At 66.6% G+C, this 20,321-nt stretch carries 16 protein-coding genes and 1 tRNA gene; 9 read left to right on the top strand and 8 right to left on the bottom strand.

The genetic code is table 11. The features are described from left to right. Positions 1 to 74: 74 nt before the first annotated feature. On the bottom strand, positions 75 to 1,337 hold the full coding sequence (locus tag IT540_RS20445) for an aspartate kinase (RefSeq protein WP_291181723.1): 1,263 nt from the start codon (positions 1,335 to 1,337) through the stop codon (positions 75 to 77). A 170-nt stretch (positions 1,338 to 1,507) separates the two neighbouring features. On the opposite strand from IT540_RS20445, the gene ubiG reads away from it, so the two are divergent. Beyond that, positions 1,508 to 2,269 carry a bifunctional 2-polyprenyl-6-hydroxyphenol methylase/3-demethylubiquinol 3-O-methyltransferase UbiG gene (ubiG, locus tag IT540_RS20440; RefSeq protein WP_291181722.1) on the top strand — a complete coding sequence of 254 codons (762 nt, stop codon included), beginning with the start codon at positions 1,508 to 1,510 and terminating at the stop codon, positions 2,267 to 2,269. Between the two features lie 257 nt (positions 2,270 to 2,526). Then, the gene (locus tag IT540_RS20435) at positions 2,527 to 3,729 is read left to right on the top strand and encodes an aminotransferase class V-fold PLP-dependent enzyme (protein WP_291181721.1); all 1,203 of its coding nucleotides are present in this window, start codon (positions 2,527 to 2,529) and stop codon (positions 3,727 to 3,729) included. A 373-nt stretch (positions 3,730 to 4,102) separates the two neighbouring features. On the opposite strand, the gene IT540_RS20430 is transcribed toward IT540_RS20435, so the two are convergent. From IT540_RS20430 to IT540_RS20415, 4 genes are all read right to left on the bottom strand, one after another. Further along, entirely contained in the window at positions 4,103 to 5,497 is a 1,395-nt protein-coding gene (locus IT540_RS20430) for a PDZ domain-containing protein (RefSeq protein ID WP_291181730.1), read from the bottom strand. Between the two features lie 76 nt (positions 5,498 to 5,573). After that, positions 5,574 to 6,572 carry a cysteine synthase A gene (cysK, locus tag IT540_RS20425; RefSeq protein ID WP_291181720.1) on the bottom strand — a complete coding sequence of 333 codons (999 nt, stop codon included), beginning with the start codon at positions 6,570 to 6,572 and terminating at the stop codon, positions 5,574 to 5,576. 131 nt (positions 6,573 to 6,703) lie between these two features. Further along, a complete protein-coding gene (gene dut / locus IT540_RS20420) occupies positions 6,704 to 7,237 on the bottom strand; it encodes a dUTP diphosphatase (protein WP_291181719.1) in 534 nt (177 codons plus the stop codon). Between the two features lie 250 nt (positions 7,238 to 7,487). Next, positions 7,488 to 8,756: a phosphopantothenoylcysteine decarboxylase gene (locus IT540_RS20415; protein WP_291181718.1), complete on the bottom strand. Its 1,269-nt coding sequence runs from the start codon at positions 8,754 to 8,756 to the stop codon at positions 7,488 to 7,490. Positions 8,757 to 8,953: 197 nt separating this feature from the next. Here IT540_RS20415 and IT540_RS20410 point away from each other — a divergent pair, with 197 nt between their 5' ends. Then, positions 8,954 to 9,574, top strand: coding sequence for a tetratricopeptide repeat protein (locus IT540_RS20410; RefSeq protein WP_291181717.1), 621 nt, complete (start codon positions 8,954 to 8,956; stop codon positions 9,572 to 9,574). Between the two features lie 320 nt (positions 9,575 to 9,894). Here IT540_RS20410 and IT540_RS20405 read toward each other — a convergent pair whose 3' ends face one another. Next, on the bottom strand, positions 9,895 to 10,683 hold the full coding sequence (locus IT540_RS20405) for a DUF2939 domain-containing protein (protein WP_291181716.1): 789 nt from the start codon (positions 10,681 to 10,683) through the stop codon (positions 9,895 to 9,897). Between the two features lie 22 nt (positions 10,684 to 10,705). Next, complete coding sequence (locus IT540_RS20400; RefSeq protein WP_291181715.1) at positions 10,706 to 11,689, bottom strand: complex I NDUFA9 subunit family protein; 984 nt, start codon at positions 11,687 to 11,689, stop codon at positions 10,706 to 10,708. A gap of 246 nt (positions 11,690 to 11,935) precedes the next feature. On the opposite strand from IT540_RS20400, the gene IT540_RS20395 reads away from it, so the two are divergent. Beyond that, a tRNA-Leu gene (locus IT540_RS20395) sits at positions 11,936 to 12,020 on the top strand. An 86-nt stretch (positions 12,021 to 12,106) separates the two neighbouring features. Further along, complete coding sequence (locus IT540_RS20390) at positions 12,107 to 13,054, top strand: hypothetical protein (protein WP_291181714.1); 948 nt, start codon at positions 12,107 to 12,109, stop codon at positions 13,052 to 13,054. A gap of 314 nt (positions 13,055 to 13,368) precedes the next feature. Here IT540_RS20390 and IT540_RS20385 read toward each other — a convergent pair whose 3' ends face one another. Beyond that, on the bottom strand, positions 13,369 to 14,352 hold the full coding sequence (locus tag IT540_RS20385; RefSeq protein ID WP_291181713.1) for a DUF2793 domain-containing protein: 984 nt from the start codon (positions 14,350 to 14,352) through the stop codon (positions 13,369 to 13,371). Positions 14,353 to 14,580: 228 nt separating this feature from the next. Between IT540_RS20385 and IT540_RS20380 the strand changes: the two genes are divergently transcribed. From IT540_RS20380 to rpoN, 4 genes are all read left to right on the top strand, one after another. Beyond that, positions 14,581 to 15,201 carry a ribonuclease H-like domain-containing protein gene (locus tag IT540_RS20380; RefSeq protein WP_291181712.1) on the top strand — a complete coding sequence of 207 codons (621 nt, stop codon included), beginning with the start codon at positions 14,581 to 14,583 and terminating at the stop codon, positions 15,199 to 15,201. Between the two features lie 206 nt (positions 15,202 to 15,407). Continuing rightward, on the top strand, positions 15,408 to 17,432 hold the full coding sequence (gene lptC / locus IT540_RS20375) for an LPS export ABC transporter periplasmic protein LptC (protein ID WP_291181711.1): 2,025 nt from the start codon (positions 15,408 to 15,410) through the stop codon (positions 17,430 to 17,432). Between the two features lie 151 nt (positions 17,433 to 17,583). Then, the gene (gene lptB, locus IT540_RS20370) at positions 17,584 to 18,438 is read left to right on the top strand and encodes an LPS export ABC transporter ATP-binding protein (protein WP_291181710.1); all 855 of its coding nucleotides are present in this window, start codon (positions 17,584 to 17,586) and stop codon (positions 18,436 to 18,438) included. 188 nt (positions 18,439 to 18,626) lie between these two features. Further along, the gene (gene rpoN, locus IT540_RS20365; RefSeq protein WP_291181709.1) at positions 18,627 to 20,153 is read left to right on the top strand and encodes an RNA polymerase factor sigma-54; all 1,527 of its coding nucleotides are present in this window, start codon (positions 18,627 to 18,629) and stop codon (positions 20,151 to 20,153) included. Positions 20,154 to 20,321 lie beyond the last annotated feature (168 nt).

The following is a 20,321-nucleotide window of genomic DNA, read 5'->3' as shown; positions in this document are numbered from 1 at the left end:
CGTCAAATTGAGCGCGAATGCGGAAATGCTGCCGGAAAAGCGGTAGCTGGAGCTTAACGCGCTTTTCGCAGCCGCTAAGCCGCGTCGAGTCCATAAACCGAGTGCAGCGTACGAACGGCAAGCTCCGCATAAGCCGCATCTATCAACACGCTGATCTTGATCTCGGATGTAGAGATTGCCAGGATGTTGATCCCCTTCTCTGAAAGCGCCTTGAACATTTGCGCTGCAACACCGGCGTGGCTGCGCATGCCGATGCCGATCACCGACACCTTGGCCACGTCCGCCGAGCTTATGAGCTCGAAGTTGCCGATGTCGGCCCGTGCCGCCTTGAGCACTTCGAGCGTACGCGGAAGCTCCGCAGCCTGAACGGTGAAGGTCATATCGGTGTGGTGCCCGTCGGCGGCGACGTTCTGCACGATCATGTCGACGTTGATCGAGGCCTCCGCCAGCGGCACGAAGATGCGCGCCGCGATGCCCGGCTTGTCCTCGAGCCGGAGCATGGTGATCTTCGCCTCATCCCGAGCGTAGGCGATGCCGCTGACGACTTGGTTTTCCACGATCTCATCCTCGCCGCAGACGATGGTTCCGATATCCCCGAGGTTGCCGGCCTGGACCGGGGGCATGTCCTCGGGCTTGACGAAGCTCGACAGCACCCGCGTCTTCACCTGATACACCATGGCGAGCTCGACGGAGCGGGTCTGCAGCACCTTGGAGCCCGAGGACGCCATCTCGAGCATTTCCTCGTAGCTGACCTTGGCCAGCCGTCGCGCCTTGGGCACGATGCGGGGATCAGTGGTGTAGACGCCGTCCACGTCCGTATAGATGTCGCAGACGTCGGCCTTGAGCGCGACCGCGATAGCGACCGCGCTCGTGTCCGATCCGCCGCGCCCGAGCGTGGCGATGCGCCGGCCCTTGGGCTCGATGCCCTGGAAGCCGGTGATGACGGCCACCTCGCCCGCATCGAGCGACCGAAGGAGATCCTCCCCGGCGATGCCCGAGATGCGGGCCGACCCATGGGCGGTGCTGGTCTCGATCGGCACCTGCCAGCCCTGCCATGAGCGCGCCTTGACGCCCATCGACTGCAGCACGATGGCGGTCAGGCCCGCCGTCACCTGCTCGCCCGAGGCCACCACCGCGTCGTACTCGCGCTTGTCGTGGAGGGGCGAGGCCTCGTTGACCCAGGCCACGAGCTGGTTGGTCGCGCCGGCCATGGCCGAGACCACCACCGCCACCTTGTTGCCGGCCTCGACCTCGCGCTTGACGTGGCGCGCAACATTGCGGATGCGATCCACGTCGGCGACCGACGTCCCACCGAACTTCATCACGACGACAGCCATGGCCTAAACCGCCTCGATCCCGGTTCTGGGAAGCCCGGTCCTGTAGGGAGAGATGTGGCCGAGGGCGCGCCCGGCCCTCGTTTCGGCCGTTCTCTTACCGGGAACCCCGGGGTATCGCAATAACGGGTTGCGACATTGACAATCGCGCCCGCCCTGTCACGCTCGCCGCCATGATGGAGACCGCACCGACCAATCTCGACCAGGCCGAGGTCGACCGCTTCCAGGACCTCGCCAAGGCCTGGTGGGACCCGACCGGCAAGTTCCGTCCGCTGCACCAGATCGGCCCTGCCCGGCTGACCTTCGTGCGCGACGAGCTCACCCGCCACTTCGGCCGCGAGACCGGCGGCCTGCGTCCGCTCGATGGCCTCGCCGTGCTCGACGTCGGCTGCGGCGGCGGGCTGATGTCCGAACCGCTCGCACGCCTGGGAGCCCGCGTCACCGGCATCGACCCCGGCGAGCGCAACATCGCCATCGCCCGCGGTCACGCCGAGCCCCAGGCGCTCGCCATCGACTACCGCGTGGCGACCGTGGAGGAGCTGGTCGCGGCGGGCGAGCGGTATGACGCCGTCGTCGCGCTCGAGGTGGTGGAGCACGTCCCCGATGTCGGCGCCTTCGTGAAGTCTTGCGCCGACCTCGTGCGGCCGGGCGGCCTCCTCATCCTCTCGACTCTCAACCGCACCGTGAAGTCGTACGCGCTGGCCATCGTGGCCGCCGAGTACGTGCTCGGCTGGCTGCCGCGCGGCACGCACCAGTGGGAGCGCTTCGTCACACCCGACGAGCTTGCCCGCCATGTCGCGGCGGCCGGTCTCGCCCCGCCGCGCTTCATGGGCTTCGTCTACAGTCCCTTCCGCGATGCGTGGAGCCTCGATCCGGACACGGACGTGAACTACCTCGCCGCCGCGGCCAAGCCCGCGCAGCCGTCCGGAACCTGACACGCAATATTTTCCTAATCGCCTCGCGCCTTTCGCAAATCCCATCCGCGTCATACGGTCCCGCGCTCAAAAAACGAGAAAAACTCTGGCCTTATTGCACTAAGGCAGGGGTCATCGCGCTTGACGGATTTCGAGTTTCGCTCCTATAGCTGCCGCTGCTCGCGCGAACCAAAAAAATCGGCAGGCCCTTCCTCCTCGGAGAAAAAACGCTCCGCAGGCTGCGGGCGCTACGCAGCGAGTGGAGAAGGGGACGATTGATGTCGAACGAGCCACGCAGCCCTGGCCGGCACTTCCTGCAGATTCCGGGTCCCACACCCATTCCCGAGCGAGTCGTCGCGGCCATGGCGCGCCAGGTGCTCGATCACCGCGGCCCGGAGTTCCAGAAGCTCGGCAAGCGCGTCCTCGCAGGCATCAAGCCCCTGTTCAAGACCCAGAGCCACGTCATCATCTACCCGGCGTCGGGCACCGGCGCGTGGGAGGCGGCGCTGACCAACACGCTGTCGCCGGGCGACCGCGTGCTGATGGTCGAAACCGGCCAGTTCGCCGTGCTCTGGAAGCAGATGGTGGATCGGCTCGGCCTGCGCGCCGAGGTGATCCAGACCGACTGGCGCATCGGCGCCGATGCCAACGAGATCGAGTCCCACCTCAGGAAGGACAAGGCGAAGGCCATCAAGGCGGTCTGCGTCGTGCACAACGAGACCTCGACCGGCTGCCTGACGCGCCTCGACGAGGTGCGCCGCGCGCTGGACGCCACCAAGCACCCGGCGCTTCTGATGACCGATTCCATCTCGGGCCTCGCCGCCGCCGACCTGCGCCACGACGAGTGGGGCATCGACGTGACGGTGGCGGGCTCGCAGAAGGGCCTGATGATGCCGCCCGGCCTGTCGTTCACCGCCGTCTCCGAGAAGGCGCTCGCCGCCTCGAAGACCGCGACGCTCGCCCGCTCCTACTTCTCGTGGGACGACATGCTGGCGTTCAACGGCGACGGCTGGTTCCCCTACACGCCGGCGACAAGTCTCTTCTACGCGCTCGACGAGTCGATCCGCCTCATCAACGAGGAGGGCTTCGAGAACGTGCTTGCCCGCCATGCGCGCTTGGGCGAGGCCGTGCGCATCGCCGTGCGCTCCTGGGGCCTCGAGGTGAACAGCCGCGAGGCGAAGTACGATTCGCCGGCCGTCACCACGGTGCTCATGCCCGACGGCCACAACGCCGATGCGTTCCGCAAGCTGGTGCTCGAAACCTTCAACATGTCGCTCGGCACCGGCTTGAACAGGCTCGCCGGCAAGGCCTTCCGCATCGCCCACCTCGGCGACACCAACGAGCTGACCATCCTCGGCGCCCTGACCGGCGTGGAGATGGGCCTCGAGCTGGCCGGCGTCCCACACAAGAAGGGCGGCGTCCAGGCGGCCATGGCCTACCTCGCCGACTGCGCCAAGCCCGTCGCCGCCAAGGCGGCCTAGCGGTACCGGGATGCAAGCATTAAAAAGGTGTCGCCCTTTTCAGGGCGACACCTTTTTTCTGATGGCTCACGCCACGGCGCTCGCCCCCTCACCCGGATGCGATCGTCATGGCGAAGCCATGCTTCGCATGGACGATCGCTTCCGACCTCTCCCCATCGGGGAGAGGTGAAGTGGAGCGTGTTCCTTTCACCTCTCCCCGATGGGGAGAGGTCGCGCAGCGTGAGCTGCGCGGGTGAGGGGGCACTGCACTGTTTCATTTAGACCATGATCGCTTCGGACCCTATCAGTCCGAAGCGTGAATCATCGGTCTCATCAAAAGGCTGGAGCGCGATCACGATTCAATCAAAGCTGATCGCGCTCTAGACGGGAAGGCTCACGCCGAGTTCGCCAGCGCTTCCATCGCTGTGCGCACCTCGGGCGTGAAGGTGCCGTTGATGGGGCCCTTGTAGGTGCCCTCGTCGCGCAGCACCTCTTGCAGCCACTTGCGGTCGGCTTCCGACAGCACGTTCGGGTTCCGCATCAGCTCCGACACCAGGTACTTGTCGCCGAGCTTGAGCGAGCGCACGACCCAATAGGCCGCCTCCGTGTCGCTCTTCTTCACGCCCTTGCCGATGCGGTAGAGGATGCCGAGGTTGAACGTCGCCACCGCGTTGCCCTGCTCGGCGGAGCGCCGCACCTGATCGGCGGCCTCAGCGTTGAGCTTATAGGCCTCGTACTCGTCCTTGGGGATGCCGCGACCCTGCTCGTACTTGTCGGCGAGCCACGAGGTCGCCTCGCTAAGCCCCTTGTCGGACGCCGCACGCAGCAGGCGCACGGCCTCCTGATCGTCCTTCTTCACGCCGCGGCCGGCCTCATAGAGCAGCGCCAGCCGGTGCATGGCGAAGACATGGCCCTTGTCCACCGCCGCCCGATACCAGCGCGCCGCCTCGGCGTAATCCTGCTTCACGCCGCGGCCCGTTTCGTAGAGCGAGCCGAGGTTGGTCATCGCCGCGTCCTGCCCGCCGGCCGCCGCCTTGCGGAACCACGTCGCGGCCAGCGCCTCGTTCTTCGCGATGCCGACGCCGTCCTTGGCGAACAGCGCATAGCGCGTCATGGACGCCAAATGCCCGGCCTCCGCCGCCTTGAGATAGTAGGTCGCCGCCTCGCTGTAGGTCTTGGGCCCGAACACCAGCCCGAGCGACAGGAGCCGCCCGAGGCTCGCCGCCGCGCCGACATTGCCGCCGTTGGCCCGCTCGACGAGCAACCGTTTCAGATCCGCCGCACCCGCGCCGACGCGCCGGACCTCGACCGTCACCTCCTGGTCGGGATTGGTCTTGCCGAGCTCCTGCGCCAGCGCTTCGGCTCCCGCGATGTCGCGGCCCTGCAGGGTTTCTATGATGTCACCCGCGACAAGCCCGGCGCTGCGCGCGGTGTCTGACGCGGCGTCCGTCACCAGCGCGCCGCGCGCCGTGCCGAACCCCAGCGCGTCCGCAAGATCGCTGTCGACCGCGATCGTGTTCACGCCGAGCGTCCCATGCGGCTGCCCGTCCGCAACCGTCCGCCCGAGCACCGCCTTGAGCGACAGCCGCGTCCCCGCCGCAGCGGACGAGTCGGCCTTGCGCGGAGGCTTGGGCTTCTCGGTGGACGACGTCTCCGTGCGCGAAGCGTCGGTCTTGTCCGACGGCTTCTCGCCTTCGGGCGCCAAAAGCCCGGTGAGCGGCGTCCACCGCGGCCCCTCGGCAAGCGCCGACGCGCCGCCCAAGGCCACGGCGAGCACCGTGGACGTCACAATGAACAATGGCCGCGACCGCACCCGTGACCTCTTCATCTCTCTGCAATGAACGCGTTGATACGCCCGAAACGCCTCACGCCTTCGGCGGCTCGACGAAGAGCTCGCTCGAGAAGTACCGCTCCGCCGACGACGGGGCGAACGTGATCACCGTCTTGCCGGCGAGCTCGTCGCGCGCCGCCACCTCGAGCGCGGCCGCCACGTTGGCGCCCGTCGAGATACCGCCTGGAATCCCTTCGATTTTCGCAAGCAATCGCGACGTTTCGAAGGCTTTGTCGTTGGAGACGCGCACCACCTCGTCGATGAACTTGGTGTCGAGCACCTTAGGGACAAAGCCAGCGCCGATGCCCTGGATCTTGTGCGGCCCGCGCGCGCCGCCCGAAAGCACCGGGCTGCCCTCGGGCTCGACGGCGATGATCTTGAGCGACGGCTTGCGCTTCTTCAGCACGCGCCCGCAGCCTGTCAGCGTGCCGCCCGTGCCGACGCCGATGACGAGCACGTCGACGTTGCCGCCGGTGTCGTTCCAGATCTCCTCCGCCGTGGTCTTCTCGTGCACGAGCGGGTTAGCCGGGTTCTCGAACTGGCTAGGCTGCACGGCGCCGGGCGTCGAGGCCAGGATCTGGTTAGCCTTGTCGATGGCGCCCGGCATGCCGCCGGCGGCCGGCGTCAGCACCAGCTCGGCGCCGAGGTGGGCGAGGATCTTGCGCCGCTCGATCGACATCGACTCCGGCATCACCAGCATCAGCTTGTAGCCGCGCGCCGCCGCGACGAATGCCAGGCCAATGCCCGTGTTGCCCGAGGTCGGCTCGACCAGCACGGTCTTGCCCGGCGTGATCTTGCCGTCGGCCTCGAGCGCATCGATCATGGCCACGCCGATGCGGTCCTTGACCGACGACAGCGGATTGAAGAACTCGAGCTTGAGCAGCACGTCGGCCTTGGCGCCCGCCTCCTTGCCGATACGCGCGAGGCGCACCAGCGGCGTATGCCCGATCGTCTCGGTGATGTCGTCGTAGACCTTCCCGCGGCCCCAGCTCTTGGTGGCCTCCAAGGTCCTGATCTCGATCGCCTCGCTCATCGCCGTGCTCCGCCCTTGAATGTCATGATGTTTTCTCGTTGTGCTTCTCGCATATTTTTCTGCCGGTCCAAAGCGCCGCAAGCGGAATTTCCGCTCCGTATCCGCTCGGAACCAAGCTTAGCACGAGACGCCTAGACGCCAGACTTAGAAGACTTTTTCCGCTTTTTGACGGTTTCGGACCGGGCGCCGGCCGCAGCAGATTTCCCAACCTTGGTGGAGCCGAACCCGCCGCTCCCGCGACGCGTCGCCCCGATCACCTTGGCCCGCACCAGCCCGGCGCGGGTGACGGGCGCCACCACGAGCTGCGCAATTCGGTCCCCACGCCGGATCGGGAACGGCGCATCGCCGAGGTTGATCAGGATGATCTTCACCTCGCCCCGGTAGTCGGAATCGATGGTGCCGGGGCTGTTGAGCACCGTGACGCCGTGCTTCAGCGCCAGTCCGGAGCGCGGCCGCACCTGGCCCTCGTATCCTGCCGGCAGCTCCAGCGTTAGCCCGGTCGGGACCAGCGCCCGCGCACCGGGCTCGACCACCACCGTCTCTTTCTTGCCGACGGCCGCCAGCAGATCGAGCCCCGCCGCTTCATCGGACTGATAGGCCGGCAGCGGCAATCCCTTGCCGTGCGCCAGCACCACCACGCGCACATTGATCTCGGATTTTGTCATGCCGGCCCTAACAGCGTGGCGCCGAATGCGATCCAGCCCGTCTTGTGCAGGTTTTGCGCCCGCGATGACCAAAGCAGGCGTCGCGGGTGCGGAAACTTGCGTAGATCCCGGGCTGTGCCGGGATGACGTCGAGTGTGGGCCAGCGGCCGCCACCACAAATCCGTCATGGCCGCGAAGGCGGCCCCTACCCCTGACCCCTCCCTGCAAGGTGGAGAGGAACCACTGTCTTCCGATACGGCCGCCATGCGCGTCACACCGATTCGCGCCGCTCGGCCAGATACGCCGCGGCCCGCCGCAGGAGCGCATCCGCGACCTCCGCCTTGCCCATGTCGGGCCAGTCCTCGACGCCCTCAGCGGTGATCAGATGCACGCGCGTGCGCTCGGCCCCGAACACGCCAGACTTCTCCGACACGTCGTTGGCCACCATCCAGTCCACGCCCTTCGCCTTGCGCTTGGCCTTGGCGTACTCGACCACGTTCTGCGTCTCCGCCGCAAAGCCGATCACAAGCGCCGGCCGGCGCGGCCCACGCTTGGCGATGGTGCGCAGGATGTCGGGGTTCTCCACCAGCTCGAGCGAGGGCGGCGGCGCACCGGCGGCCTTCTTGATCTTGCCGCCCCCGGGCGCGGCCACGCGCCAGTCGGCGACGGCAGCCGCGAACACGGCGAGATCAGCCGGCAGCGCCGCCTCCGCCGCTTCCAGCATCTCGCGCGCCGTCTGCACATGGCGCACCTCGACCCCCTCGGGATCGGGAAGCTGCACCGGCCCCGACACGAGCGTCACGCGTGCGCCGAGCCGTCGCGCCGCCGCAGCGATGGCATGCCCCTGCTTGCCGGAGGAGCGGTTGGCGATGTAGCGCACGGGATCGATCGGCTCGTGCGTCGGCCCGCTGGTCACCAGCACGTGACGGCCCGCGAGCGACGCGCGCGCGGAGCGCACCGCCGCCACGTTGAGGAACCCGAAACCACCGTCGCCGCGCCCCGCGCCGTCGAGCAGGCTCTCGATGCGCGCCACCAGTTCCGCGACCTCGGCCATGCGCCCGACGCCGGCCTCGCCCTTCTCCGCCATCTCGCCCGCGTTGGGACCGATGAAGCTGACGCCGTCCGTCTTGAGCTGGCGCACGTTGCGCTGCGTGGCGGGGTGGCTCCACATGGCTGGGTTCATGGCCGGCGCCGCGAGCACCGGCGCGCGCGTCGCGAGCAGCACCGCGGTCGCAAGGTCGTTCGCATGTCCCTGCGCCATGCGGGCGAGAAGATCCGCCGTCGCCGGCGCGACGACGACGAGATCCGCCTCCCGCGCCATCCGGATGTGGCCGATCTCGCGCTCGGCATCGAGATCGAACAGGTCCGTCGCCACGGGCTCGTTGCTGATGGCTCCCACGGCGAGCGGCGTGATGAACGCCTGCGCCGCCTGCGTCATGACGCAACGGACGGCGATCCCGCGCTCGCCGAGCCGCCGGATGAGATCGAGGCACTTGTAGGCGGCGATGCCGCCGCCGATGATGAGCAGAACGCGTTTCATGGAATCCGGGTCCGGGCCCGCACGGTTGAGGTTCGATCGACTGGCAAACGGACATCTCCGCCGGCCATGCCGCAATTGCGGCCAGCAAATAGCATACCGTTCATGGTATCATAAGTGGTGTCCGGGCTTCCCGGCGCAAAATCCGATGGTTACCGATGTCGCTCCGATCGTTGGACAGCCATTGCCGGCGTGTGTTGTTGGCCCTCGCGGCCCTCGTGGCGGCTTGCGCGGTCGCCTCCAGCGCATCCTCCAACACCGTTGCCGAGTGCTTCAGCGAGAACAACGAGCGGCGCATCGCCGGCTGCTCGGAGTTGATCGAGAACCCGAACCTCGACGCTGGCACCAGGAGCCTCGCCTACGCCATGCGTGCGCTGGCCCTCTCCCTCCAGGGCGCGTTGACGCAGGCTCTGCCGGACTACGACAGGGCGATCGAGCTCGACCCGGCCTCGTCAATGGCGCTCAACAACCGCGCCTGGGTGCTCTACAAGCTCGACCGCCTGAGCGAAGGCATGAGCGACGTCGAGCGGTCGTTGGACCTGTCGCCGGCGAGCCCCCACGCGCACGACACACGCGCCCATATCAACCAGGCGCTCGGCGAGCGCACGGCAGCCCTTCGCGACTACGAGCGAGCCATGCGCTACGGCGGCGAGCATCTCGTCCGGCTCTACCAGTGCGGCCTCGAGGCTCAGGGCATCTACCGCGGTCCCATCGACGGCCTCTACACGCGCGACGTCCGGCGCGCTTTGGAGATCTGTGTCGCCTCGACCAAATGCGACCCTCTTCCCGCGGACGAGGAATGCCGCGCCGCCACCTCCTAGCAGCCGGCGCTTTCACCTTCGACGTATCTGGATCCCGGCCGTCCATGCGAAGCATGGCTCCGCCATGACGCCGGGATGACAGCGTGTTGTGCGAAACGCCTTGGAGAAACGTCTGACGTGGGAGCGACACGACAATCGCATGCTGTAGACGTACTGACGCCAGCTACACCCGGTCGGACATAGAGCCGAAATCAATCGGCTCCCACGAACAAAACGTCATCCCGGCGAAGGCCCGGAATCCAGACGCGTATCCGCATCACGCTGCGGTCTCCACCAACAGAGCCCACCATCACGGCCGAGGAGCGAGACCGTCCCTTGCACTACATCTCCGGCACCAGCCCGGTGAGCTTCCACGAGCCGTCGACGAACGTCATGTCCGCCGTCAGCTCGGGCTTCCTCGCGTTAGCGTCACGCGAGACGCCCACCGAGAGCCCGAGCGGCCCCGTGAACGAGAAGTGCTTGATGTTGCCGAGCCCATACTTCGGCTTGGCACCGCCCTTGGCGGGCAGCGGCTCGGCAGGCGGCTCGATCACGGCCGTCTCCGCACCCTTGGCGCCGACGCCGCCCAGCACCTTACCCGTATCGATCCCGAAAGCTCCCGCGATCTCCTCGATCTTGCTCCGCGTACCCGTGCCGCCGGTCTGGTCCTGCGGCACGACGAGGAACCCGCCGACACCCTGCGCCTGCGAGGCCCGCTCCAGCACCATGCTGTCGAGCGTCTCCTTGAGGCTCTTGCCGCTCGCATGCATGCGGATCAGCATTTCCGGCGTCACCAGCGCCGCCAGCACGCCATCGACGATGCGCGGCATCACGCTCGCCTTGAGCTGGTCGGCAAGCGCGCCGCCCGCCGTCCCGGCGCGGCCCAGCGCGTCCGTCACCACCTGCTCGACCTTCGCCGCCACGGCGGGCCGCAGCGAGGTGCGCACGCTCGCAAAATCGATGCGCGCGTTGAGGCCCTCGACGTTGTGTGTATCGAGCGACGTCTTGATCTCGTAGCCGGCATAGAGTGGCCAGGCCACGTAGAACGCCGCCACGGCGATGACGCCGAGAGGCCCGAGCGCCTTCATCTTCAGCAGGCTGCTGACGGACTTCCCCCGTGGCCGGCTCATGGCATCCTCCCCCTGCGATCCATCACCCGCGGTAATGGGAATACTGGCCCTTCGGCTTGAAGCGCTCGAGATAGCCCGGCACGATCGCGCCGATGGAGCGCGGCGACGCCACTCCGAGAGCGGCCAGCGTCCGCCCCTCCTTGATTGCGGCGCCACTGACCACGTTGTCGGTCTCGAGCAGCCGCACCTGATCGACGGTGAGCGGGCGCAGCGTATTTGGCAGCGGCCATGTCAGCAGTGCCTGCAGCTTGGCGAGCCAGAACGGCAGCGAGATGAAGCCGCGCTCGCGCCCCGCGTATTCGAGCGTCCGCTCGAGCAGCTCCCGGAACGACAGCACCTCCGGCCCGCCGAGCTCGTAGACCGTCCCCGGCGTCCCACCGCCACCCGCAACGTAGGCGACCGCCTCCCCGACATCGCCGACGTAAACCGGTTGAAAGCGCGTCCGCCCGCCGCCGATCAGCGGCAGCAGCGGCGAGATCCGCGCCATGGCCGCGAAGCGGTTGAAGAACTGGTCCTCGGGTCCGAACACGATCGAGGGCCGGAGGATGATGGCCTCCGGAAAGGCCTCGAGCACGGCGGCCTCGCCGGCCGCCTTGGTCTGGGCGTAGCGCGCCGAGGACGTGGCCGACGCGCCGATCGCAGAGATGTGCACGAAGCGCCGCGCACCGGCTTCCCGCGCCGCACACGCGGCCGCACGCGCGCCCTCCACATGCACGGCCTTGAACGTCTGCGCGCCGCCACTGGCGAGAAGCCCGACCGAGTTGATGACCACATGCGCGCCTTCGACGGCGCGACGCACTGAATCGGGAAAGCGCAGGTTCGCCTGCACGGGCTGCACCTGCCCCACGTCGCCCATCGGCTGCAGGAAACCCGCGAGATCGGGGCGGCGGCACGCGCCCCTGATGCGGTATCCCTTCTTGGCGAGCGCCCGCACCGCATGACGGCCGACGAAGCCCGACCCCCCGAAAATCGTGACGAGCTCGTTGTTGCCGCCCTGCGCCGCCATGCCGCTCTCCCGCTCTGCCCTGCGCCCCGCACCCAGAGATGCCGCCCCGCCATCGATCAGACCATGTTCGAGATCAACGATCGGCGGACGCACACATTAACGATCTAGCGCAACGGCCTGAACCGTGACCAGCCCAATCTGTGCATACCGGGGGCGGCAAAGGTCGCCCGGCTGCGGCGTTGGCATGCTCGATTGACAACGGCGGCCGCTCCCCCTAACTCAGTTCGCCCGCAGGCTTGTCGGCTTGCCCAGATGGCGGAATTGGTAGACGCACTAGTTTCAGGTACTAGCGCCGCGAGGCGTGGAGGTTCGAGTCCTCTTCTGGGCACCACGGCTTTCCTAAACCGTTGATACGTCGTAAGAATCCAGCATCATTGAGAAATCGAGCGCCCGACTGCTACACAGGGGTGCTACACAATGGTGCTTTTCATGGCTCGCCCAACGAAACGTTCCGGCTCTTCAAACGGACAGTTCAGAAAGCGCGTTCCCGCCGACGTGCTTCGCATCGCTCGTGGCGAGCGCATCGCGTTCTCGCTCCCCAAGTCTCACGCGGGTGATGAGCGGCTCGCTATCTCAGTGAAGATCGGCCACGAGGTGACATTCTCGCTTCGCACAGAAGACCGATCACTAATCAAACTCCGGCATGGCGTAGCGCTTGAACAGTTCGAACGCGCATGTGCTGCTTACCGTGAAGGCCCTCGCGGTTTGACCCAGCGGCAATGCGTTGCTCTCTCTGGCATCCTCTATCGGGACCTAAACGCTAGCTTTGAGGACGAACCGATAGACCCCAACTGGTGGCGCATTGTTGCTGAAGTCGCCCAGCGCGTCCTCAACCCACCGCCAGCGCTTATGATCGAGTCGTATCAAGGCGAAGCGCAGATCGTGGAATTGGAGCGCTACGTCGGTCCATTCCTCAACCCCATCCTCAGCCGCGAAGGTGTGATCGTCTCTGTCGAAGATCGCCCAAAGCTGTTGAAGGTATTCGCCCGGGCATTGGCCAAGGCCGCAAACAAGCTCAAGGGGAACGCCGAAGGCGACTACAGTCCCGACCCAGCCGCCGCCAGTTTCCCGGCATGGGAAGGCGTCGCCGTGAAGGCGGTGCCCCTGTCGTCAGCCCTCACATTCGACAGTTTGCTCGCGCGTTGGGAGGAGGAAGACCAGAAGGCTCCAAGCTCCCTTGTGTCGTTCCGGCAGCACGTCGCCGCTTTCAAGGAACACCTCGGACACAACGATCCGAGCCGCGTCACGAAAGCTGACGCGATTGCTTGGAAGGACGCCCTACAGACGAAGACTTTCCGCCACCACGGTCAATGGCAGCTACCTAGCCAGCATCCGCACACTCTATCGGTTCGCGAAGCGAAATGACCTTCTTTCCGCTGACCCTATAGAAGGGGTCAAGGTCAAAGCGAAGCGGAAGGCCGGTCAAGGCCGACTCCCGTACGAGGACGAAGAGGTCGCAACGATCCTAAGGCTCGCCGACGCGGAGAGTAAGCCCGCCCTTCGATGGATACCCTGGCTGCTCGCGCTAACTGGAGCGCGTGTTGGTGAGATCGCGCAGCTATGGGGCGGCCGCGTCACGAACATCAACGGAATTTATGTGATCCGCATTGCTCCAGCCGAAGATGGTGGCACGATCAAGAACGCCGGTTCGGAACGCGACGTACCGCTACATCCGGCAATCATCGAACGCGGCTTCCTGGCTTTCGCTGAACCGTCGCCATGAACGACGAGATGTTGAGATGGCGTCCGTTGGCGCGCTGGTAGTCGAGGCACCGCCAGTTGCCCGAGGCGTCCGACGCGAACGTGGCCGTGTCGCCTGCCGCAGCCGCAATGTTGGCGCCACCCGGAAGAATGAGCGACGTGCCGTTGTGCGTGAGCGTCAGCGCGCCGGCAAAGCAGACGAAGCGTAGCTCGTTGGGCACCGTGCCCAGGCTCGTGATCGTCGTCGTCCCCGTGATGCGCACGCGCTGAGCAGCGGCCGCGCCGATGTCGCAGGTCGCGGCCGAAGCAATATCGACCTGCCCGGACTTGGCCCTCACGGCACCGGTCGTCCGGCTGATGACGAGCCCTTCGTGCCAAGCGCTCCCGTCGGGACTCACCTTGACGTGAAAATCGTCGTCGCCGGCGAGGCCGAACTCCGCGCGTCCCGAGAATCCGGTCTGGAACAGAACGCTCGCCGTATCGCCCGCCACCGCCTTGTTGATCTTGAGCTGATGCCCGGCTCCCTCGTGATTGAAAAGCGAGGCCGGGCTCGACACCGAAAGGCGGTTGGTCGCATCCGCCGTGGCGTTGACGCCCACGAGAGACACCGGGTTTGCGCTGCCCACGGGGTTCACGACCCAGGCGGCCCCGTCGAACACGTAGAGCTTGTTCTCGTCCTCGACCCACGCCAGCCAGCCCTCGCGCGGCACGTGGAACGCCCACGCGGAGTTCTGAAACGCAGCGACATGCGTTGCATGTCCGGCCCACGCACCGGTCGGGCTTGTCGCGACGATGTAACAGTCTCCCTCCGCGGGCGACCCGGGCGGCGCGCTGAGGTCCTTGTCCACGACGGCGAGTTGAACCAGCGCGTCGAGGGCCCGCAGCGCTTCGTTGTGCGTCACGTGCTTCTGCGACTGCGCCGCGAGGATGTAGGGAAGGTTCAGCTTCGTGGTCTGGTCCATGGGCCGGATGCTCGTCCGCGGAGATCTCGCCCCACTATGGCCGCGCGTTTTGGGCCGAGGATAACTGCCCTTGCGCCGGAGATTTCAGCGGACGGCGCCAAGCCCACCCTTGCTTTTGGCGGGCGGAACCGCTACACCCGCCGCAGGAAGCTTAGAAATACGCAATAGTTTTCAAATAGTTACGTTGCAGATTGGATGAGCCGTCATCCGCACGCGAGGGTCCCCGCCATGCCAGCGCCATCGATCACGCTTCACAAGGGCGACCTGCCCCCGGGACTGACGTTCAAGGGCAGCGTCGCCATCGATACCGAGACGCAGGGCCTGAACCCCCAGCGCGACCGGCTCTGCCTCGTTCAGCTTTCCGCCGGCGACGGCACGGCCCACCTCGTGCAGCCGGATCCCGCGACCTATGACGCGCCACGCCTCAAGGCGCTGCTGACCGATCCCGCAGTGCTCAAGATATTCCACTTCGCCCGCTTCGACCTCGCCGCCATCGAGAAGTATCTCGGCGTAACCGTGGCCCCGGTCTACTGCACCAAGATCGTCTCCAAGCTGGTGCGCACCTACACCGATCGCCACGGGCTCAAGGACATCACGGCGGAGCTTCTCGGCATCGAGCTCTCGAAGCAGCAGCAGAGCTCGGACTGGGCCGCCCCAGTGCTGAGCCAGCAGCAGCTCGCCTATGCCGCCGCCGACGTCCTGCACCTGCACGCCTTGAAGGAGAAGCTCGACGCCATGCTGGTGCGCGAGGGGCGCGAGGACTTTGCCAGGGCCGCCTTCCAGTTCCTGCCCGTCCGCGCCAGGCTCGACCTTGCAGGCTACGGCGAGGACGACATCTTCGCCCACTGAGGAACGAGGGATGTGGGCCGAAATCATTGGCGATTCCAGCCTATCCAGTCCCAATGTCACCCCATTTCCAGGCGATTGTCCGGCAGTCTTCGCACGTGCAACACTGTCCGCCTCCACTGCCGACCGTCCCGGCCTGTCCCGTGGCACGCGAGCGATCCGCTTCCCGGGCAGGACGAGGCCGATGAGATCGAGGGCGGGGAACCCCGATGGTCGTGACCGCTGATCCAAGACCGCATGCGTTTCCAGGTCGCCGCGCCGGCGACGGCGTGGTCACGACGATCGACCGTACGCGCGAGTTCCGCCGGGCCGGCCGCCGCACCGCGCTCGTGCGCCTCCTGCGTGTGCTTTTCCCGGTGGGTGCGCTGGCGCTGCTCGGCGTCTACGGCCTTTCCATCGCCGAGAAGGCGGGCATCGTCGGCAAGGAGACCCTGCCTCACATCGCCATCCGCAAGATCCTCCCCGAGGATCTCTCGATGAAGAACCCGCGCTACGAGGGTTTCAGCAAGGACGGCGGCAGCTACGTCTTCACGGCCAAGACCGCACGCCAGGACCTGACCAAGCCCGACGTCGTCAAGCTCGACGGCATCGTGGGCGAGGTCTATCAGGCCGACAAGACCCGCACCGACATCACCGCCAAGAGCGGCGTCTTCTACAATGCCAAGGGCACCCTCGAGCTCTACCAGCAGATCAACGTCGACTCCGAGAGCGGGCTCAAGGCCCGGCTCACGCGCGCCACCATCCAGACCAAAGAGGACCTGCTCACCTCGAACGAGCCGGTCCTGGTCGAGTTCCCCAACGGGTCGGTGCGCTCGAAGCAGATGACGCTGCGCCAGAAAGCGCGCGAGGCGACCTTCGTCGACGAGGTCGCGGTGGTGCTCACCCCGCCGGCCGACGAGAAGCCGAAATCGCCCGCGCCGGACACGGCCCAGGCCCAAGGCGAGAGCAGCGCGCTGTTCACGCCGTCGAACGGTCCGATCCAAATCGACGCCCATCGGCTCGACATCAACGACACGGGCAAGACCGCGCTCTTCACCGGCAACGTCCGCGCCGAGCAGGCCGGCTCCCGCCTCACCACGCCCGAGCTCGAGGTGCTCTATGAGGGCGAGGGCATGATGGGCGGATCGGCCCCCAAGCCGGCGGCTCAGGATGGAACGGCATCGGCGGCCGGCAAGGTGAAGCGCATCGTCGCCAAGAAGCCCGTCGTCATGCAGCGCGAGAACGGCGACGTGGTGACGAGCGAGAACGCCGACTTCGACGCCGCGGCGGAGACCGCCGTGCTCACGGGCGGCGTCGTCATGACCTCCGGCACGGACCGCCGCGCCGTAGGCGAGCGCGTCGAGATCGACGAGGCGTCCGGAACCATCCTGCTCGTCGGCGATGTTGTCGTGACCCAGGGCGGGAACGAGCTGCGCGGCGGCCGCCTCGCCGTCGACCGCACGCAGGGCACCGCCCGCATGACCACGCCGCCCGGTGCCGCGGAGGGTCCCGGACGCATCAAGGCGCGCATGATCCGCAGCCTTGACAGCAAGGGCGGCGCAAAGCGCAGCAAGGAGCCGTCCGCCGAGCAGGACGCCGGCGGCCTCGGCTCCTTCAAGACCAATCCCGAGGCCCCCGTCGATGTCGTCGCGGACTCTCTCGACGTGGACGACAATCGGAAGGTGGCCGTGTTCCGCGGCGATGTCGACGCGGCTCAGGACACGTTCAGGATCCGCTGCGCGGAGCTGTCCGCGTTCTATACGGGCGAGTCGGGCCTGCTCGACGCCACCGCATCCGGCGCCGCGCCGAAAGCCCAGAGCAAGGGAGCCGAGCTGACGCGCATCGAGGCGAGGAAGAAAGTCGAGGTCACGTCCAAGGACGGCCAGACCGCGACCGGCGACTGGGCGGACTACGACGCCAAGACCAACAAGATCACCATGGGCGGCAACGTGGTTCTGTCGCGCGGCAAGAGCATGGTGCGCGGCACGCGCCTCCTGATCGATACCGCGAGCGGAGAGGCGAAGATCGACACCGCTCCTCAGAACACGTCCTCCCAGCCGTCGGGCGGCGGCTGGGTCACGAACGCACCCGCCCAGCCGACTGGGGACAAGCAGGGCCGCGCCAGCGCCGTCTTCTTCCCCCAGGAGCTGCAGCAGGACGAGCAGCCTGCCGCCAAGAACAAGAAAGCCGCGACGCCACCCCCCGCCGGCGTCGACGGCTGGTCGGCGACCTCGGAGCCCGGCGCGCGCCCATGAGGCGTCGTGCCCTGGAGCGGATGGTAAATCCGCCGTCTGCACCGAAATGGCAGCAATGGCAGCAGCCGACCTAAATTTTGCCCGAACTGACCGCGCACTAGGCAGAACCCATGAATTGACAGGGACGGCCGAAACCGGCTCGAATGCCTGAATGAAGTTGTGGCCCTTGAAATCGAAGCCGGTCGCGCACGCGCACGATCCTTACGCCGACCACAACGGAGCGGCGAACGGCTACGGCTACGCGCCGGAAGACGAAGCGCAGCACTACGCCTCTCACCAGGGCTGGCTGGTCGTCGACAACGTGCAGAAGAGCTACAAGAAGCGGATGGTGGTGCGCGGCGTGAGCCTCGCCGTGGGCCGCGGCGAGTCCGTCGGCCTTCTCGGCCCCAACGGCGCCGGCAAGACCACCGTGTTCTACATGATCACCGGCCTCGTGCCGGCCGATGCGGGACGCATCACGATCGACGGTGAGGACGTCACGCCCCTTCCCATGTACCGGCGCGCGCGCCTCGGCATCGGCTACCTGCCCCAGGAAGCCTCGATTTTCCGTGGCCTGACCGTAGAGCAGAACATCATGGCCGTGCTCGAGCTGGTCGAGCCGAGCCGCCGGCGCCGCAAGGAGCAGCTCGACAGCCTGCTCGAGGAATTCCATATTACCCGGCTCAGGAAATCGCCGTCGATGGCGCTGTCCGGCGGCGAGCGGCGGCGCTGCGAGATCGCGCGCGCGCTCGCCTCGCGGCCGTCGTTCATCCTGCTCGACGAGCCGTTCGCCGGCATCGACCCCATCGCCGTCGGCGACATCCAACAGCTCGTGCGCCACTTGACGGATCGCGGCATCGGGGTCCTCATCACCGACCACAACGTCCGTGAGACCTTGAGCCTGATCGACCGCGCCTACATCATCTACGACGGGCAGGTTTTGACCCAAGGTAAGCCCGCGGAAATCATAGCCAATGAAGATGTCCGGCGTGTCTACCTCGGGGATATGTTCGTTAACACCCGTTGAGTATAGCCTGGACCTTGGAGTCATTCCGGCACATGGAATGATGAGCGAGGATCGACCAGGGGTCTTGCGCCCGGCAAGGCCACGGGGCATGAGCATCGCAAACGGGAGGTTTGCCGGCTGGAGCCGCGCCGTTGGCGCGTCGCACGGCCGGCAATGCGTCGTATGAAGGCGGGATCGAAAGTCAGAGGATGGCGCTAACCGCAAAGCTCGAGTTGAGGCAAGGCCAGCAACTGGTGATGACGCCCCAGTTGCAGCAGGCCATCCGCCTGCTTCAACTTTCCAATCTCGAGCTGAACCAGTTCGTGGAATCCGAGCTCGAGCGCAATCCGCTGCTCGAGATGGACGACGCGGCGGAGGCCGCCCCGAAAATCGAGCGCGACGCGGACACCGAGGAGCGCAGCGACCGCAACGGCGAGGACGAATGGCTGGACCTCGGCAAGCCGGTGGCGGAAGCTGACGGCGGCCTCGACGGTGACTACGACGGATCGTTCTCCGACGGCGGTGGCGCCTCCGGCATGCCGGATGGAGCCGATTCCGGATGGGCTTCTCTCCGCCAGCGCACGGGCGCGTTCAACGGCGAGGAGATCAACCCCGAGGCATTCGTGTCGAGCGAGCCGTCGCTCCGCGACCATCTGAGCGAGCAGTTGCCGCTCGCGACCCACGACCACGTCGAGCGCCTCATCGGACAGCACCTGATCGACATGGTGGACGAGGCTGGCTACCTGCACGCCGATCTCGAGCAGCTTGCGGTCAAGCTCGGCGCGCCGCTGGAGCTCGTGGAGAAGGTGCTCGCCACGCTGCAGACACTGGATCCCGTCGGCGTCTTTGCGCGCTCGCTCGCCGAATGCCTGGCGCTCCAGCTCAAGGAGCAGAACCGCTACGACCCCCAGATCGCCGCTCTTCTCGACAATCTCGATCTTCTCGCCGCCCACAATATGCCGGCGCTCCGCAAGGCCGTCGGCGCCGATATGAGCGAGATCACCGACATGGTCGAGGAGATCAAGCGCCTCAATCCGAAGCCGGGCCTCAAGTTCGGCGCCGTGCAGCTTCAGCCGGTGGTGCCCGATGTTCTGGTGCGCGCGGCATCGGACGGGAGCTGGCTCATCGAGCTCAACAGCGACACGCTTCCCCGCGTGCTCGTCAACCGCAGCTACTTCGCGCGCGTGAACTCGACGGCCCGCACGCCGAAGGACAAGGACTACCTCAACGACTGCCTGCAGACGGCGAACTGGCTGGCCAAGAGCCTCGACCAGCGCGCCCGCACCATCCTGCGCGTCTCCGAGGAGATCATCCGCCAGCAGGACGCGTTTCTGACGCTCGGGGTGCGCCACCTGCGCCCCTTGAACCTCAAGACGGTCGCCGAGGCGATCAAGATGCACGAGTCCACCGTCTCGCGCGTCACCTCCAACAAATACATGCAGACGCCGCGCGGCATCTTCGAGCTGAAGTACTTCTTCACCTCGGCCATCTCCTCGGCCGGAGAAGGCGAGGCGCATTCATCGGAGTCCGTGCGTCACCGCATCCGCGAGCTGATCGACGCCGAGACGCCGAATGCAGTCCTGTCCGACGACACCATCGTCGAGCGCCTGAAGGACGAGGGCATCGAGATCGCCCGCCGCACGGTCGCCAAGTACCGCGAGTCAATGCGCATCGCGTCGTCGGTTCAGCGCCGCCGCGAGAAGATGCTCAAGTGCCGGATGGCCAAGACGGCTTGATCTGCTCCGTCTGCCGCAGCTTCAATTGCTTGGTCTTTGCCCCGATGCAGCGTCGACTGCGGGATGATGTCGGTCGCTTAACCGCGACTGGCCTTCGGGCTCAATACCCCAACATCCGCAGCGCACGTGGAGAGCGCACGTCATCGAGCATTGCCGGCGCACAACAGT

It is taken from the genome of Hyphomicrobium sp., from assembly GCF_020852195.1.
GTDB lineage: Bacteria > Pseudomonadota > Alphaproteobacteria > Rhizobiales > Hyphomicrobiaceae > Hyphomicrobium_C.
This window is presented reverse-complemented; position numbering and strand designations above follow the sequence as displayed.

Excerpts from the sequence above, each read along its gene's own strand:
- IT540_RS20445 (WP_291181723.1), bottom strand. The coding sequence starts at position 1,337 with ATGGCTGTCGTCGTGATGAAGTTCGGTGGGACGTCGGTCGCCGACGTG.
- ubiG (WP_291181722.1), top strand. The coding sequence starts at position 1,508 with ATGATGGAGACCGCACCGACCAATCTCGACCAGGCCGAGGTCGACCGC.
- IT540_RS20435 (WP_291181721.1), top strand. The coding sequence starts at position 2,527 with ATGTCGAACGAGCCACGCAGCCCTGGCCGGCACTTCCTGCAGATTCCG.
- cysK (WP_291181720.1), bottom strand. The coding sequence starts at position 6,572 with ATGAGCGAGGCGATCGAGATCAGGACCTTGGAGGCCACCAAGAGCTGG.
- dut (WP_291181719.1), bottom strand. The coding sequence starts at position 7,237 with ATGACAAAATCCGAGATCAATGTGCGCGTGGTGGTGCTGGCGCACGGC.
- IT540_RS20415 (WP_291181718.1), bottom strand. The coding sequence starts at position 8,756 with ATGAAACGCGTTCTGCTCATCATCGGCGGCGGCATCGCCGCCTACAAG.
- IT540_RS20405 (WP_291181716.1), bottom strand. The coding sequence starts at position 10,683 with ATGAGCCGGCCACGGGGGAAGTCCGTCAGCAGCCTGCTGAAGATGAAG.
- IT540_RS20400 (WP_291181715.1), bottom strand. The coding sequence starts at position 11,689 with ATGGCGGCGCAGGGCGGCAACAACGAGCTCGTCACGATTTTCGGGGGG.
- IT540_RS20390 (WP_291181714.1), top strand. The coding sequence starts at position 12,107 with ATGGTGCTTTTCATGGCTCGCCCAACGAAACGTTCCGGCTCTTCAAAC.
- IT540_RS20385 (WP_291181713.1), bottom strand. The coding sequence starts at position 14,352 with ATGGACCAGACCACGAAGCTGAACCTTCCCTACATCCTCGCGGCGCAG.
- IT540_RS20380 (WP_291181712.1), top strand. The coding sequence starts at position 14,581 with ATGCCAGCGCCATCGATCACGCTTCACAAGGGCGACCTGCCCCCGGGA.
- lptC (WP_291181711.1), top strand. The coding sequence starts at position 15,408 with ATGGTCGTGACCGCTGATCCAAGACCGCATGCGTTTCCAGGTCGCCGC.
- lptB (WP_291181710.1), top strand. The coding sequence starts at position 17,584 with ATGAAGTTGTGGCCCTTGAAATCGAAGCCGGTCGCGCACGCGCACGAT.
- rpoN (WP_291181709.1), top strand. The coding sequence starts at position 18,627 with ATGGCGCTAACCGCAAAGCTCGAGTTGAGGCAAGGCCAGCAACTGGTG.